Origin of the sequence: Geodermatophilus aquaeductus (assembly GCF_900182545.1) — a bacterium.
Classification (GTDB): Bacteria; Actinomycetota; Actinomycetes; order Mycobacteriales; family Geodermatophilaceae; genus Geodermatophilus; species Geodermatophilus aquaeductus.
On sequence record NZ_FXTJ01000011.1, the window covers coordinates 106,537 to 122,152 of the forward strand.

A 15,616-nucleotide genomic window follows, 5' to 3' on the forward strand; every position below is an offset into this window, starting at 1 on the left:
CCGTCCGGGCCGCGGGCGGACGAGGAGGGCCGTGAGCGTGCCCCAGCCGTCCCCGGCGATCGACGTCCTGCAGGACCCGCACCGCGTCGCCGCCGCCCGCCGGCTCTTCGTCGAGGTGCCCGGACCGGCCGCCTACGACCGGCTCTCCGGGCTCGCGGCGCGGCTGCTCGGTGCAGAGCACGCCAAGGTCACCCTGTTCACCGTCCGCGACGTCGTCGTCGGGGGACACGGCCTGCCGCCCGGCGTCGTCGGCGGGCGCGCGCTGCTCACCGGGGCGTTCTCCGAGCGCATCGTGCGCGAGGGCCGCGCGCTGGCGGTCCCCGACGCGCGGGCCGACGAGACGCTGTCCGCGCTGCCCGCCGTCACCTCCGGCGAGGTCGTCGCCTACCTCGGCACGCCCCTGGTCTCGGCCTCCGGCCGGGTGGTGGGCGCCCTCGCCGTCTACGACCCCGCGCCGCGGACCTGGCATGCCGACGACGTCGCGCTGCTCGAGCACCTCGCCGCCTCCGTGGTCGCCGAGCTGGAGCTCGCCGCCGCCCGCTCGGCGATCGGGGCCTCCCTCGCCCGGCTCGACGTCGCCCTCGAGGCCAGCGCGGTCGGCATCTGGGAGTACGACCTGCGCACCGGCGTCCTGCACTGGGACGAGCGCTGCGCGGCGGTGCACGGCATCGAGGGGCCGCTGGAGATCGCCGACATCGACGGCATGCTCGCCGAGCGGATCCACCCCGACGACCACGCGGCCGTGCGCTCGGCCATGACCGAGGCGCTCGCCGGCCCAGGGGAGTACGCCGTCGAGGCGCGCGCCCTGCACGCCGACGGCACGGTCCGGTGGACGGTGTCCCGCGGCCGCGCCGTGCAGGACTCCCGCGGTGAGCGCGTGCGCGTGCTGGGCACCGTCGTCGACGTCACCGACGCCCGCGCCGAGGCCGCCCGCCGGATGGCCGCCGTGCAGCGGGCCGCCGCCATCGCAGAGGTCGCCGCCCAGCTGGCCAACGCCACCGCACCGTCGGAGCTGGCCGAGATCGCGCTGCGCGGCGCGCGGGTCCTCGGGGCGTCCTCCAGCGCGCTGGCCGTCCTCGACGGCACCGGGCCGCTGCGCGTACACCTCGCCCAGGGCCTGGCCGACACCGTCGCGGCCGCGGCCGCGGAGGCGGAGGTGGAGCTGCCACCCGACGCGGTCGTCGCCGAGCTCGACGACGAGCTGCCCACCCAGTACGCCGCCCGGCACGGCGAGCGGCTGCTGTTCCGCGACCTCGACGAGGCCGTCGCCCGGTTCCCGCAGATGGCCGGGATCGGTGCCGCCCTCGGCCTGCGGGCGATGGCCGCGCTGCCGCTGCGGGTCGAGGACCGGCCGCTGGGCAGCTTCGTCGTCGTCTGGGACACCGACCACGACTTCGCCGACGACGACGTCGAGCTGCTCGACGCGCTGACCGCGCAGATCGCGCTGAGCGTGTCCCGGCTGCAGGCCGACGCCGAGCGGGCCGCCGCGGTCGCGGCGATGGCCGAGGCCAACCAGCGGCTGCAGCTGCTGGCCGACGCGGGCCGGGTGCTCTCGGGCAGCCTCGACATCGGCGAGCAGCTCGAGCAGCTGGCCGACCTCGTGGTGCCGGCGCTCGCGGACTGGTGCTGGATCGTCGTCACCGAGGAGCAGGGACGGCTGCACGAGGTGGCCTGGGCCCACCGTGACCCCGCCCGCCGCGACGACGTCGCCGAGTACGTGCACCGGATGGCCACGGGGATGAGCGACGAGCACGCCGCGCGGGTGGTCACGCGCACCGGCCGGCCCCTCGTCATCCCGGAGCTCGATGCCGAGCGCATCGCGCGCTCCCTCCCCGACCCCGCCGACGCGCAGACCCTGCTGCGGCTGGACCCCCGCTCGGCGATGATCGTGCCGCTGGTGGCCGCGGGACGGGTGATCGGCGCCCTGGGCACCGCCAACGGCGCCGAGCGCGGCCCGCACACACCGGGCGAGATCGAGACCGCGGTCGAGGTCGGCCGCCGCGCCGGGCTGGCCCTGCAGGCGGCCCGCCTCTACGAGCAGCAGCGCGACCTCGCCGACGCCCTCCAGCACAGCATGCTCACCGCGCCGCCCGAGCCCGAGGGCTGCGCGATCGTCGTCCGGTACGTGCCCGCCTCGGAGGGCGCGGACATCGGCGGCGACTGGTACGACGCGTTCGTCGAGGCCGGCGGTGCGCTGGTGCTGGCCATCGGCGACGTCGTCGGGCACGACCGGCACGCCGCCGCGGCGATGGGCCAGCTGCGCGGCCTGCTGCGCGGGATCGGCTACGCCGGCGGCGGCTCACCGGCCGAGGTGCTCACCGGCCTGGACCGTGCCGCGGCGGGGCTGGCGCTGGGGTCGATGGCCACCGCGGTCGTCGCCCGGCTGGAGCGCACGGCCGACGGCGGCGCGCTGCTGCGCTGGTCCAGCGCCGGGCACCCGCCGCCGGTGGCGGTCCTGCCCGGCGGCGCGGTGCGGGTGCTCGACCCCGGGACCGCGGACCTGCTCCTCGGCGTGGACCCCGGCCGGACGCGCACCGACCACGAGTGCGCCCTGCCGGTGGGCAGCACGGTGCTGCTCTACACCGACGGCCTCGTCGAGCGCCGCGACCGCGACCTCGACGCGGGGACCACCGCTCTCACCGCCGCGCTCGGCGAGTTCGGCGAGCTGCCGCTCGAGGAGCTGTGCGACCGGCTGCTCGGGCGGATGGTCCTGGCCAGCGCCGAGGACGACGTCGCCCTGCTCGCGCTGCGCGTGGAGTGACACTGCGGTCCTGCTGGACCGCACCGCGCCCACGTGCCGCCCCCCGCTTCGTGCTCTGCCCACGATGGTGGGCAGAGCACGAGCGGGCGCAGGAGGGATCCGGTCGGGTCAGTGCACGACAGCCCTACAGGGGCTTCACCTCGTAGGTGTGCCCGGCGGCGCGGAGGCGCTCGACCAGGACGTCGCCCAGCGCCGTCGACGGCGTCAGCGACCCCGCCCGCTCGGGCAGCCGGTCCTCGTCGAGGGCCAGCGCCAGCCCGGCCTCGCCGAGCATCACCGACGTCGCCGCGTAGCCGGGGTCGCCCTTCCCGGCAGCCGTGGCCCGGTAGCGACGGCCGCTCTCGGTGTCGGCGTCGACGATCATCCGGAAGAAGCCCTTCTCGCGGGCCGACTCGCTGGGCCCACTGCCCGGCGCGGGCAGCACGCGGTCGAGCAGGGCGCGGGTGGGCGCGAACGCCATCGCGCCGAACGCCGCCGCCAGGCCGGTGGTGACGCCGGCGGCCGTGAACGCGCCCGTGATGCCGCGCCCGGTGCTCATCGACTCGCCGTAGCGCAGGCCGCGGCCGTAGGACCACTCCTGCAGCGCGTTGCTGCGCCGCACGATGCGGGTGTTGAACGGCGCCATCACGAACGGCGCCGTCCACCGGCCCTCGGCGGCGAGCGCGGGCGGCATGGCGTCCGGGGGCTGCCGCGTGGCGGGCTCGGCGGACCGGTCGGGGGAGAGGGCGTAGGGGTCGCCGATGACCCGGCGCAGCGTGCGGTCGGTCGCCATGGCCTCGACCTGGGCACGCATCGAGTCGATCGTCCCGCCGCTGACCCCACCCCGGACGGTGGCGACCAGGCGGACGTCGGTGAGCCCGCCGGCGCCGTCCTCGCGCGCCCGCTCGGCCAGCAGGAACACCGACAGGTCCGAGGGGATCGAGTCGTAGCCGGCCGCGTGCACCAGCCGGGCGCCGGTCTCCCGGGCGATCGCGTCGCAGCGGTCGATGGCCTGCCGCACGAACAGCACCTCGCCGGTGAGGTCGGCGTAGTGCGTGCCCGCCCGCGCGCAGGCCTCCACGACCGGCAGGCCGTAGCGCTGGTAGGGCCCGACCGTGGTGACCAGCACCCGCGTGCTCTCGGCCATGCGGGTCAGCGACGCCGGGTCGTCGGTGTCGGCCTCGACCAGGGGCCAGTGCCGCGACGAGGCGGGCAGGCCGCCGGCGACCGCGACCAGCTTCTCGCGTGACCGGCCGGCCAGCGCGATGCGCAGGTCCGGCGGCGCGGCCTGCGCCAGGTAGGCGGCGACCAGGCGGCCGACGAAGCCGGTGGCCCCGAAGAGGACGACGTCGTACTCGCGCTCGGGCATGCCGCCCATCCTGCTGGCGCCGCTCCCTCAGCGCACCCGGCGGCGCAGCGTCCGGCGTCTGCCGTCCGGCCGCCCGGACCGGTCGCGGCCCAGCCGGCGGCGGGCCCGGTCCGGCAGGTCGACGGCGACCGGCGCCTCCCACCCGCGCCACACCGACAGCACCCGCAGCGCCGCGACCAGCCCGATCACCACCAGCGCCACGGGGATCGGGGCGAGGCCGAGCGGGCCGGCGAGCACGGTGAGCGCCGTGGCGCCCAGCAGCGCAGCGACGGCGTTGTAGGGCCCCGGCTGCACGATGTCGGCGCGCTGGGCGAGCAGCACGTCGCGGATCACGGCACCGCCGACCGCCGTCAGGGTCCCGATGAACACGACCGAGGCGCTGGGCAGACCGGCGAGCTGCGCCTTCTGCGCGCCGATCACCGTGAACAGGCCGAGGGTGACCGCGTCGAGCACCACGAGCAGGCCGGTCAGCTTCGACAGCCAGCCGGAGAAGTAGAAGGTGACCATCGCGGTGATGGCGACCGCGGGCAGGTAGGCGCGGTTGGTCAGCGCCACCGGCGGGCCGGAGGCGAGCAGGACGTCGCGGATCAGGCCGCCGCCGAGCCCGCCACTGACGGCGAGCAGCAGGACGCCGGAGACGGCGAAGCCCTCGCGGGCGGCGAGCAGGCCGCCGGTGAGCGCGCCCACGACGATCGCGGCCAGGTCGACGGCGGCGGGGATCCGCAGCGTCTCGGCGGCCGCGGCGAGGGTGCTCACGGACGCCCATCCTCCCTGCCCGCGCACGGCCGGACGGGGGGCTTCCCCACCCCGACGGGTGAGGACGCGGTGAACCCGCAGGTCGCGGCGGCCGATGAGGGGGCATGACCCGGTCCCGCAGCGCCACCGCGGCCGGCACCCGGCTCTTCGCCGCCTACGCCGCGGCCAGCCTGGTGCCGGTGGTCGTGCTGGGCGCCGTCCTCGCCGGCGGTTTCCGTCAGGACGCCGTCGACCGCGCCCTGGAGTACGGCCACGCCCAGGCCGCCGTCGTCGAGGAGACGGCGATCGCGCCGGCCCTGCGCGGCCAGGACCTCGGCACGGGGCTCACCGCGCCGGAGCGCGAGCGGCTGCAGATGGCCACCGACCTCGCCGTCTTCCGCGGCTCGATCCTGCGGCTGCGGCTGCGCGACTTCACCGGCGAGGTCGTCTTCGCCGACGACGGCGTCATCGGCCCCGAGGAGACGCTGCCGGACTACCCCGCCGGGGAGGACGTCGTCCCGTCCACCGGCGCCGCCTTCACCACCGCCGCGACCGGCGGCACCGACGTCGCCCTGCTCGACGACGACGGCCTCGCCGTGGGCCGGATGATCCGCGTGCTGCAGCCGATCGTGGCCGACACCTCCGGCCGCTCCATCGGCGTCCTCGAGCTGCTGCTGCCCTACGACACCGTCGCCGCCCGGGTGGAGGCGGCGACCACCCGCACCCACTGGCGGCTCGGCGCCGGCCTCGGCGCCCTCTACGTGGTCCTCGCCGGGATCTCCTGGTCGACCACCCGCCGGCTGCGCCGCCAGGCCGCGCAGGCCGAGCACGACTCCCTGCACGACCCGCTGACCGGGCTGGCCAACCGCGAGCTGTTCGCCCGCCGGGTGGCCGCCGAGATCGGCCGGGGCGCGCCCGCCGCGGTCGTGCTCGTCGACCTCGACCGGTTCAAGGAGGTCAACGACACCCTCGGCCACCACGCCGGCGACCAGCTGCTGGTCGAGGTCGGCCGCCGGCTGTCGGCCACCGTGCGCTCCGGGGACACCGTCGCCCGCCTCGGCGGCGACGAGTTCGGCCTGCTGCTGCCCGGCCTCGACGCCCCGGCCGACGCCCGCGAGCTCGTGCAGCGGGTCAGCGACGCGCTGTCGGTCGAGACCGTCGTCGACGGCGTCCCGCTCGCGGTCGAGGCCAGCTGCGGCATCGCCATGCACCCGGCCGACGCCACCGACGTCGAGACGCTCATGACCTGCGCCGACGCGGCCATGTACCAGGGCAAGCGCGGCGCCACCGGCGTCGTCGTCTTCGACCCCCGCGCCACCGCCCCCTCGCCGCACTCGCCGGCGCTGCAGCACGACGTCCGGCGGGCCCTCGAGGACGGCGACCTGCGGCTGCACTACCAGCCGCAGGTGGACCTGGCCTCCGGCCGCACCGTCGGCGTGGAGGCGCTGCTGCGCTGGCAGCACCCGCAGCGCGGGCTGGTCGGCCCCGGCGACTTCCTGCCGGCCCTGGAGAAGTCCGGCGTCATGGGCGCGCTCACCGAGTGGGTGCTCGGCCAGGCACTGGCCGACTGCGCCGCGTGGACCGCCGCCGGCGAGGACTGGACGGTCTCGGTCAACGTCTCGGTGCGCAACCTCGAGACGCCCGGCTTCGCCGCCACCGTCGCCGGGCTGGCCGCCGCGGCCGGGGTCGCGCCGTCGCGGCTGCACCTGGAGGTCACCGAGACCGCGCTGCCCGCCGACCTGGCCGCCGCCTCGGCCTGCCTGGCCGAGCTCGCCGCGATGGGCTTCGGCGCCGCCCTCGACGACTTCGGCGTCGGCTTCGCCAGCCTGTCGCACCTGCGCTCCCTGGCGCTCACCGAGGTCAAGGTCGACCGCGCCTTCGTCACCGGCGTGGACGGCTCCGCCGAGGACGCCGCCGTCGTGCGGTCCCTGGTCGCGCTCGCGCACGGCCTGGGGCTGTCGGTGTGCGCCGAGGGCGTCGAGACGCCCGAGGTCGCCGCCTGGCTCCGGGCGGTCGGCTGCGACCGCGCCCAGGGCTGGCTGTTCTCCCGGCCGCGCCCGTGGCCGGAGCTCTCCCGCGCGGCCGCAGGGGTGTCCGCGCCCTCCGTGGAGGTCCTCGCGTGACCCGCACCCGCCGTGCCCTCGCCGGCACCGCCGTCCTGGCCACTGCCCTGCTGGCCGCCGGCTGCGGCACCGCCGCACCGGCCGCGCCGGCCGACGCCGCACCCGCCGTGACCGTGGACGAGCGGCTGCACGCCGCACTGCCCGAGGACGTGCGCGACGCCGGTGTCCTGACCATGGCCAACGACCCGTCGTACCCGCCGGCCTCGTCCTTCGGCCCCGACGGGCGCACGATCGTCGGCTTCGAGCCCGACCTCGGCGCCGCCCTCGGCGAACTGCTCGGCGTCGAGGTCCGCTTCGAGTCCGCGTCCTTCGACACCCTGCTCGACGACCTCGCCGCCGACCGCTTCGACCTGGTCATGAGCGCGGTCACCGACACCGCCGAGCGCGAGCAGCAGGCGGACTTCGTCAACTACTTCCGCGCCGGCTCCTCGATCGTCGTGGCCCGCGGCAACCCGCTGGGGATCCACGACCTGTCCGGGCTGTGCGGCCGCAGCGTCGCCGTCGAGGCCGGGACGGTGCAGGTCGGGCTGCTGCAGCGGGCGCAGGCGGCGTGCGCGCTGCGCATCGACGTCCACGAGCTGCCCACCAACGACGACGCGCTGCTCGAGCTGCGCACCGGCCGGGCGGACGCCGTCCTCGCCGACTACCCGCCGGCGGTGTTCGTCACCACCGACCCGCGGACGCAGAACAGCTACCAGCTGGTCTCCGACACCCAGTACGAGCCGGGGCTCTACGGCATCGCCGTCGCCCCCGACCGGACGGCGCTGCGCGACGTCCTCACCGAGGCGCTGCAGCGGCTGGTCGACGACGGCGTCTACCAGGAGCTGCTGGACCGCTGGGAGGTCGGGCACGGCGCCGTCGACGCGGTGACGGTCAACGGCGCCCTGCCCACCTCCTGAGCGGCTGGGCCCCTGCCGCTACTGGCCGGGAGGGACGTCGACCGAGGTGGCGGTGTCGCCCGGCGCGGCCGAGCCGGCCTCCGCGGTGACCCGCTGGTCCTCCAGGTTCATGGCCTCCTGCCGGGCGGCCTCCTCCTCGAGGACCGCCGCAGCCTTCCACTCCTGCGGGATGGCGAAGCCGTCGACGAGCGTGACCAGGTGCGGCCGCAGCTCGCGGAGCAGGGCGTTCACCGTGCCGGTCAGCGCCTTGGACCGGGCCGGGGTGAGCTGGCCGTGCTCGAGGAGCCAGCCCTTGTCGGCCTCGATCGTCGACAGCGCGTACAGGTCGCACAGGGTGTCGAGCAGCGCTCGCGCGCCCGGGTCGGTCGCCCGCTCGATCCCGGCGACGAAGGCCTCCAGGACGACGCGGTCGATGTGCACCTGCGCCGTGCGCAGGACGTGGTCCTGGACGCTGTTGAACACCTCGAACGGCTCCATGCCGTCGGTGGCGGCGTTGCGGCGCAGCCGGCGGATGGCGCCCTCGAGCGTGTGCTTCTCGCGGAACTCGAACACCTTGAGCTGCCAGCCGCGGTCCCGGAGCGGGACGTCGTCGTCGCGGCCGGGCACCGCGTCGACCAGCCGGGCGATCAGGCCGCGAGCCGCCGTCCGCTCGAGGACGGTCTCGCGGACCATGTCGGCGACGAAGGCGACCCGGCCCCAGCCGTCGAGGGAGCCGAAGGCGTCGCGGTAGCCGGTGAGCAGGCCCTTGGCCACCAGCTGCAGCAGGACGGTGTTGTCGCCCTCGAAGGTGGTGAACACGTCGGTGTCGGCCTTGAGCTGCGGCAGCCGGTTCTCGGCGAGGTAGCCGGCGCCGCCGCACGCCTCGCGGCACATCTGGATGGTGCGGGTGGCGTGCCAGGTGTTGGCGGCCTTGAGGCCGGCGGCGCGCGACTCGAGCTCGCGCTGGGCGGCCTCGTCGATGGCCTCCCCGTTCTCGTGGACCGCCGTCTGCACGTCGTGCATGGTGCCGACCAGCTCCTCCTGCGCGAAGGACAGCGCGTAGGAGGTGGCCAGGGCCGGGAGCAGCTTGCGCTGGTGCACCAGGTAGTCGTTGAGCACGATCTCCCGGTCGCGGCCGGGCGCGGCGAACTGGCGGCGGACCTCGCCGTAGCGGACGGCGATGTCGAGGGCCAGCTTCGTGGCCGAGCCGGCCGAGCCGCCGACGCTCACCCGGCCGCGCACGAGGGTGCCGAGCATGGTGAAGAAGCGGCGGGTCTCGTTCTCGATGCTCGACGTGTAGGTGCCGTCCTCGGCGACCTGGCCGTAGCGGTCGAGCAGCATGTCCCGGGGCACGCGGACGTGGTCGAACGACAGCCGCCCGTTGTCCACGCCGAGCAGGCCGGCCTTCGGGCCGTCGTCGCCGATGGTGACGCCGGGCATCGGGTTGCCGTCCTCGTCGCGGATCGGCACCAGCCAGGCGTGCACGCCCTGCTTCTCGCCCCGGGTGACCAGCTGGGCGAACACGACCGCCATCCGGCCGTCCTTCGCGGCGTTGCCGATGTAGTCCTTGCGCGCGGCCTCGTGCGGGGTGTGCAGGTCGAAGGTCTGCGTCGCGGGGTCGTAGGTGCAGGTGGTGCGCAGCTGCTGGACGTCGGAGCCGTGGCCGGTCTCGGTCATGGCGAAGCAGCCGGGCAGCGCGAAGCTCATGATGTCGGGCAGGTACGCGTCGTGGTGGCGCCTGGTGCCGAGCAGCTGGACGGCGCCGCCGAACAGCCCCCACTGGACGCCGGCCTTGACCATCAGCGACAGGTCCCCGTAGGCGAGCATCTCGATCGAGGTCACCGAGCCGCCGGCGTCGGCCTCGCCGCCGTACTCCTTCGGGAAGCCCAGGCCGACCCGGCCGGTGGCGGCCAGCTCCCCGGCCAGCCGGGTGATCCGCTCGCGCGCCTCCTCCATCGACTCGCCGTAGACCGGCGCGTACTTCCGGTCGCCGAGCTGCTCGCGGGCGTCGCGGCGCACGTGTGCCCACCGCCCGTCGAGCACCTCCTGCAGGCGGGCCGGGTCCACGGTGCGGGGGAGGGTGGAGGTCACTGCTTCTCCTCGGGGTGGGGGGCGGGGGAGTCGGGCACCAGGCCGCGGAGGCCGGCCCAGGCGAGTTCGGTGAGGTGGGCGGCGAGGTCGGCCCGCGGCATGGGCCGGTCGGCGCGCAGCCACCAGTCGGCCGCCGCGCGGACCAGGCCGACCAGACCGTGGCCCCAGGGCGCGGCGGCGGCGGGGTCGCGGCCGGCCTGCCGCAGGGCGAGGGCCACGAGCGCGGCGGCCTCGTCGCCGACGAGGTCGGACAGCGTGCTGACGGGGTCGGCGTCCACCGGCCGGTCCAGCAGCGGGTGCGCGACGACGAAGCGGTAGAGCTCGGGGTCGGCCTCGAGGAAGGCCAGGTAGGTCTCGACCGCCGCCGCGACCATCCCGCGCGGGTGGTCGGTGCTGGTCATCGCGGCGCGCAGCTTCTCGGTGAGCTGGGCCGCCACCCGGTTGCAGACGGCGACGTAGAGCTCGCTGCGGTCGGCGAAGTGCCGGTAGACGACGGTCTTGCTCGTGCCGGCCTCCGCGGCGATCTCGTCCATGCCCACGCCCGCGCCGTGCTTGCCGACGGCGGCGACGGTGGCGTCGACCAGCTGCTCGCGGCGCGCACGGCGGTGCTCGTCCCACCGCGAGTCCCGGCGGTCGCGCCGCCGGCTCGCCGTCTCGGCTTTCATGTAACCCACGGTACCGTGTACCGTCGGTACCGGCCACATCGTCTCGCCCTCAGCGCGCTGATGGCTCCCGACCCCTCCGGAGGTCCCCCCGATGAGCTCGCCCCAGCCCCGCAGGGCCGCCGTCCTCGGCGGCAACCGCATCCCGTTCGCCCGGTCGAACTCCGCGTACGCGCAGGCGTCCAACCAGGACATGCTCACCGCGACGCTCGACGGCCTGGTCGCCCGCTTCGGCCTGCAGGGGCAGCAGGTGGGCGAAGTCGTCGCCGGCGCCGTCCTCAAGCACTCGCGGGACTTCAACCTCACCCGCGAGTCGGTGCTCGGGTCGCGGCTGGCCGCCACGACGCCGGCCTACGACGTCCAGCAGGCGTGCGGCACCGGCCTCGAGGCCGCCGTCCTGGTCGCCAACAAGATCGCGCTCGGGCAGATCGAGTCCGGCATCGCCGGCGGCGTCGACACGACGTCGGACGCTCCGCTCGCCGTGGGCGACGACCTGCGCCGCGCGCTCATCGAGCTGAACAACGCGAGGACGCTGAAGGACCGCCTGCGGGCGATCGGGAGGATCCGCCCCGGCTCGCTGGTGCCGGAGATCCCGCGCAACGCCGAGCCGCGCACCGGCCTGGCGATGGGCGACCACCAGGCGATCACCGCGCGCGAGTGGGAGATCAGCCGGGAGGACCAGGACCAGCTGACCGTCCGCTCGCACCGCAACCTCGCCGCCGCCTACGACCGCGGCTTCCTCGACGACCTGGTCACGCCCTACCTCGGCCTGACCCGCGACCAGAACCTGCGGCCGGACACGACCGTGGAGAAGCTGGCGAAGCTCAAGCCGGTCTTCGGGAAGGACGACCCCGCCGCCACCATGACCGCGGGCAACTCCACCCCGCTGTCCGACGGCGCCTCGGCCGTCCTGCTGTCCTCCGACGAGTGGGCCGCCGAGCACGGGCTGCCGGTGCTCGCCCACCTCGTCGACGCGCAGACCGCTGCCGTGGACTACGTGCACGGTGGCGAGGGCCTGCTCATGGCGCCGGCCTACGCGATGCCGGTGGTGCTGGCCCGCAACGGCCTGACCCTGCAGGACTTCGACTTCTACGAGATCCACGAGGCGTTCGCCTCCACCGTGCTCGCCACGCTCAAGGCGTGGGAGGACCCGGCGTTCTGCAAGGAGCGGCTGGGCCTGGACGCCCCGCTCGGCGCGATCGACCGCGACAAGCTCAACGTCAACGGCTCGTCGCTGGCGGCCGGGCACCCGTTCGCCGCGACCGGCGGCCGGATCGTCGCCTCGCTGGCCAAGCAGCTGCACGAGGCCGGCTCCGGCAGGCGCGGCCTGATCTCGATCTGCGCGGCCGGCGGCCAGGGCGTCGTCGCGATCCTCGAGTCCTGACCCCTTCCGTGCACTTCCGCGGAAGTGCACGGCGCACTTCCGCGGAAGTGCACGTCCTCGGAGAGGAACACCCGTGAGCGACTGGTACACGAGCTTCGCCAACTCCGGCGTCGGGTCGACCCTGGTGAAGCAGTTGGGCCTGCCCCGGCCGGCCGTGCTGCGCCGGTACGAGCCCGGTCAGCAGCTGCTGCCGGGCCCGGCCGTGGTCGGGTCCGCGGGGGAGGGCCGGCTGCGCGCGACGCTGACCGCCGTCCTCCGCGACGCCGGCGTCGCGGTCCTGTCCCCGGCCGCGGCCGACGGCGCCGGGGACGGCGAGCGGCCGGCCGCGGTCGTCCTCGACGCCACCGGCCTCACCGGCCCGGCCCAGCTGGCCGCCGCGCACGACCTGCTCGCTCCTGCGGTCAAGCGGCTGCGGCCCACCGGCCGGGTGCTCGTGCTCGCCGACCCGCCCGCCACGGCCGACTCCCCGGCGCAGGCCGCGGCGCGGCAGGCGCTCGAGGGTCTGGTCCGCTCGCTGGCCAAGGAGCTGCGCGCCGGGTCGACGGCGAACCTGGTGTTCGTGCCGGAGGGCGCCGAGGCGTCGCTGGCGAGCCCCGTGCGCTTCTTCCTCTCCGGGCGGTCGGCCTACGTCGACGGGCAGGTGCTCACGCTGAGCGCCGCCGACGTGCCGGCCGGCGAGGACGCCGAGCGCCCGCTCGCCGGGAAGGTCGCCGTCGTCACCGGGGCCGCGCGCGGGATCGGCGCCTCGATCGCCCGCGTGATGGCCCGCGACGGGGCGCACGTGGTCGCCGTCGACGTCCCCGCGGCCGGCGAGTCGCTCGCCGCGGTGGCCAACGAGATCGGCGGGACGGCGTTCCAGCTCGACATCACCGCCCCCGACGCCGCCGCGCGGCTGGTCACCCACCTGCGCGAGCGGCACGGCGGGGTCGACGTCGTCGTCCACAACGCCGGCATCACGCGGGACAAGCTGCTGGTCAACATGGACGCCGCCCGCTGGAACGGGGTCATGGCGGTCAACCTGCAGGCCCAGCTCGACCTCACCCGGGCCCTGCTCGACGCCGACGGCGTGCTGCGGCCCGGCGCCCGGGTGGTCTGCGTCAGCTCCCAGTCGGGCATCGCCGGCAACCGCGGGCAGAGCAACTACGCGGCGTCGAAGGCCGGCGTCATCGGCATGGTGCGGGCGTGGGCGCCGGAGTTCGCGGAGCGCGGCGCGACCGTCAACGCCGTCGCGCCGGGCTTCATCGTCACCGAGATGACGGCGACGATGCCGCTGGGCACCCGCGAGGTCGGCGCCCGCATCAACTCGCTGCAGCAGGGCGGGCTGCCGGTCGACGTCGCGGAGACGATCGCCTGGCTGTCCTCGCCCACGGCCGCCGGCGTCAACGGCCAGGTGGTGCGGGTGTGCGGCCAGTCGATGCTGGGGGCCTGATGGTCACAGTGCTGGACGCGGCGCCGTCGATGGCGCCGCTGTTCGCGCGGGCCGCGCTCACCGCGCGCGGCCGCGGCGGCGACCTGCCCGGCACCCGGCTGGCGCGCCGCGGCGTGACCGTCGACCCCGCCGAGGTGGCCGCGTACGCCCGGGTCTGCCGGTTCCCGCTGGCCGACGCGCTGCCGGTGACGTTCCCGCACGTGCTCACCTTCCCGCTGCAGGTGGCGCTGATGGCCGACCGCGCCTTCCCGCTGGCGCTGCCGGGCCTGGTGCACGTGCGCAACCGGATCGACGCGCTGCGGCCGGTGGGCGCCGGTGAGTCGCTGGACCTCGAGGTGTGGGCCGAGCGGTTCGCCGCCCACCCGCGCGGGGCCACGGTCGACCTGTGCGCGTCGGTCTCGGCCGTTGGAGCCGAGGTCTGGCGCGGCCGCTCGACCTACCTGGCCCGCGGGGCGCGGGCGCCGGAGGGTGCGCCGTCCTCCGACGTCGACGTCCCCGTCGGCGACCTGCCGGCGGGCACCGTCCGCTGGCGGGTGCCCGGGGACGCCGGCCGCCGCTACGCCCGCGTCTCCGGCGACGTGAACCCCATCCACCTCTCCGCGCTGACCGCGCGGGCCTTCGGCTTCCCGCGGGCGATCGCGCACGGGATGTGGGTGAAGGCGAGGGCGCTGGCCGCGCTGGCGGGCCGGCTGCCCGAGGCCCTGACCGTCGACGTCGGCTTCCGCAGGCCGCTGCTGCTGCCCTCGACCGTGCGGCTGGCCACGGCCGCGGTCGACGGCGGGTGGGACGTGGCCGTCCGTGGCGACGGCGGCGACCACCTGGTGGGGACCGTCCGCCCGGTCTGACCCGCACGATCAGGTGACCTGATCTCGATGCGTCCTGGCTCACCGTCGACGCTGAGCCAGGACGCGTTCCGATGAGCCAGGACGCGGGTCCGGCGTGCCGGCCACCGTCGGGTCACGGGACGGCCACGAGGCGGCCACCCTCTTGACACAGGATATGTAAGGACGGTTGCCTAACAAATGTGACCGCCGACGCAGCGCCCGTCCCGCGTCGCCGTCCCCTGCGCCCGACCAGCAAGGTCCTGCCCGAGCACGCGCGGGCGCACCACCGGTCGATGGTGCTGCAGCACCTCTTCCACTCCGGTCCCCGGTCGCGCGCGGACCTCGCCCGCGCGACCGGGTTGACCCGGGTCACCGTCTCCGACCTGGTCTCCTCGCTGCTGGCCGAGGGGCTGGTCTCCGAGCTGGGCGTGCGCGCCGAGGCGCGGGTGGGCAAGCCCGCCACCCTCGTCGGCCTGCGCACCGACGCGTTCTCCATCGTCGCGGTCGACCTCGCCGACGACGAGCGCATGCACGGCGCGGTCCTCGAGCTGTCGGGCACCGTCCTCGAGCGCCGCTCGGCGCTGGTGCAGGGGCTCACCGGCGAGGCCGCCGTCGCGGCGCTGCTGGACCTGTGCCGCGACCTCGTCGCCGCCTCGCCGCTGCCGGTGCTCGGCGTCGGCGTGGGCTCGCCCGGCGTCATCACCCCCGACGGCTGCGTCGTCCAGGCGCCCAACCGCGGCTGGTACGACCTCCCGCTGGCCGCCACGCTGACGGCGGAGCTCGCCCGGCCGGTGCACGTGGCCAACGACGCCAACACCGCCGCGCTCGGCGAGTTCACCTACGGCGAGGCCTCCGGCGGCGGGCTCATGGTGCTCACCGTCGGCGGCGGCGTGGGCGCGGGCATCGTCCTCGACGGCGCGCTGGTGCACGGCGACTCCCACGCGGCCGGCGAGATCGGCCACGTCACCGCCGTCGACGAGCGCGACGACGTCGACGGCGCGCCGCTGGGCCGGCCCGCGCCCTGCGCCTGCGGGCGCACCGGCTGCCTGGAGACGGTGCTGTCGGTCCCCGCGATCCGCCGGCGCGTCGAGGGCCTGGCCCCTGGCGACGCCGCCGTGGCGCTGGCCCAGGTGGGCCGGCGGCTCGGCATCGTGCTCGCCCCCGTGGTGAGCGCGCTCAACCTCCCGGAGGTCGTGCTGCGCGGCCCGCGGGAGCTCCTGGACGGCCCCCTGCGGGAGGCGGCGCTGGCCGCCCTCCGCGAGCGGACCATGCCGGTCATCAGCGGCACGGTGCAGCTGCGGATGACCTCGCTCGGCGAGGACGGCGCCCTCTCGGGGGCCGCCGTCCTCGTGCTGTCCGGCCAGCTCGGGGTGACGTGACC

Annotated in this window: 11 protein-coding genes; 7 read left to right on the forward strand and 4 right to left on the reverse strand. The window is 76.0% G+C overall.

From position 1 onward, the window contains the following. The first annotated feature begins 31 nt into the window (after positions 1-31). A complete protein-coding gene (locus tag FN207_RS21535; protein ID WP_246066246.1) occupies positions 32-2,761 on the forward strand; it encodes a SpoIIE family protein phosphatase in 2,730 nt (909 codons plus the stop codon). A 124-nt stretch (positions 2,762-2,885) separates the two neighbouring features. Here the strand turns inward: FN207_RS21535 and FN207_RS21540 are convergent, their stop codons facing one another. Continuing rightward, the gene (locus FN207_RS21540; protein WP_142460502.1) at positions 2,886-4,109 is read right to left on the reverse strand and encodes a saccharopine dehydrogenase family protein; all 1,224 of its coding nucleotides are present in this window, start codon (positions 4,107-4,109) and stop codon (positions 2,886-2,888) included. A 27-nt stretch (positions 4,110-4,136) separates the two neighbouring features. Beyond that, a complete protein-coding gene (locus FN207_RS21545) occupies positions 4,137-4,865 on the reverse strand; it encodes a trimeric intracellular cation channel family protein (protein WP_142460503.1) in 729 nt (242 codons plus the stop codon). Between the two features lie 104 nt (positions 4,866-4,969). Between FN207_RS21545 and FN207_RS21550 the strand changes: the two genes are divergently transcribed. Next, a complete protein-coding gene (locus FN207_RS21550) occupies positions 4,970-6,967 on the forward strand; it encodes a putative bifunctional diguanylate cyclase/phosphodiesterase (RefSeq protein WP_142460504.1) in 1,998 nt (665 codons plus the stop codon). Then, complete coding sequence (locus FN207_RS21555) at positions 6,964-7,866, forward strand: ABC transporter substrate-binding protein (protein WP_142460505.1); 903 nt, start codon at positions 6,964-6,966, stop codon at positions 7,864-7,866. Before FN207_RS21550 ends, FN207_RS21555 begins: the two co-directional genes overlap by 4 nt. An 18-nt stretch (positions 7,867-7,884) precedes the next feature. Here FN207_RS21555 and FN207_RS21560 read toward each other — a convergent pair whose 3' ends face one another. Continuing rightward, positions 7,885-9,936 carry an acyl-CoA dehydrogenase family protein gene (locus FN207_RS21560; protein ID WP_142460506.1) on the reverse strand — a complete coding sequence of 684 codons (2,052 nt, stop codon included), beginning with the start codon at positions 9,934-9,936 and terminating at the stop codon, positions 7,885-7,887. Continuing rightward, positions 9,933-10,601 carry a TetR/AcrR family transcriptional regulator gene (locus tag FN207_RS21565; protein WP_142460507.1) on the reverse strand — a complete coding sequence of 223 codons (669 nt, stop codon included), beginning with the start codon at positions 10,599-10,601 and terminating at the stop codon, positions 9,933-9,935. Before FN207_RS21565 ends, FN207_RS21560 begins: the two co-directional genes overlap by 4 nt. Before the next feature lie 91 nt (positions 10,602-10,692). On the opposite strand from FN207_RS21565, the gene FN207_RS21570 reads away from it, so the two are divergent. From FN207_RS21570 to FN207_RS21585, 4 genes are all read left to right on the forward strand, one after another. Continuing rightward, entirely contained in the window at positions 10,693-11,982 is a 1,290-nt protein-coding gene (locus tag FN207_RS21570) for an acetyl-CoA C-acetyltransferase (protein ID WP_142460508.1), read from the forward strand. Positions 11,983-12,055: 73 nt separating this feature from the next. Beyond that, positions 12,056-13,411, forward strand: a complete 1,356-nt coding sequence (locus FN207_RS21575; protein ID WP_142460509.1) for a 3-oxoacyl-ACP reductase — start codon at positions 12,056-12,058, stop codon at positions 13,409-13,411. After that, positions 13,411-14,256, forward strand: coding sequence for a MaoC family dehydratase (locus FN207_RS21580; RefSeq protein WP_185938479.1), 846 nt, complete (start codon positions 13,411-13,413; stop codon positions 14,254-14,256). Before FN207_RS21575 ends, FN207_RS21580 begins: the two co-directional genes overlap by 1 nt. A 179-nt stretch (positions 14,257-14,435) precedes the next feature. Then, positions 14,436-15,614 carry an ROK family transcriptional regulator gene (locus FN207_RS21585; protein WP_221888342.1) on the forward strand — a complete coding sequence of 393 codons (1,179 nt, stop codon included), beginning with the start codon at positions 14,436-14,438 and terminating at the stop codon, positions 15,612-15,614. Positions 15,615-15,616 lie beyond the last annotated feature (2 nt).

What these genes read in the sequence shown, in the direction of transcription:
- FN207_RS21540 (WP_142460502.1), bottom strand. Translation starts at nt 4,109, where the DNA reads ATGCCCGAGCGCGAGTACGACGTCGTCCTCTTCGGGGCCACCGGCTTC.
- FN207_RS21550 (WP_142460504.1), top strand. Translation starts at nt 4,970, where the DNA reads ATGACCCGGTCCCGCAGCGCCACCGCGGCCGGCACCCGGCTCTTCGCC.
- FN207_RS21565 (WP_142460507.1), bottom strand. Translation starts at nt 10,601, where the DNA reads ATGAAAGCCGAGACGGCGAGCCGGCGGCGCGACCGCCGGGACTCGCGG.
- FN207_RS21570 (WP_142460508.1), top strand. Translation starts at nt 10,693, where the DNA reads ATGAGCTCGCCCCAGCCCCGCAGGGCCGCCGTCCTCGGCGGCAACCGC.
- FN207_RS21580 (WP_185938479.1), top strand. Translation starts at nt 13,411, where the DNA reads ATGGTCACAGTGCTGGACGCGGCGCCGTCGATGGCGCCGCTGTTCGCG.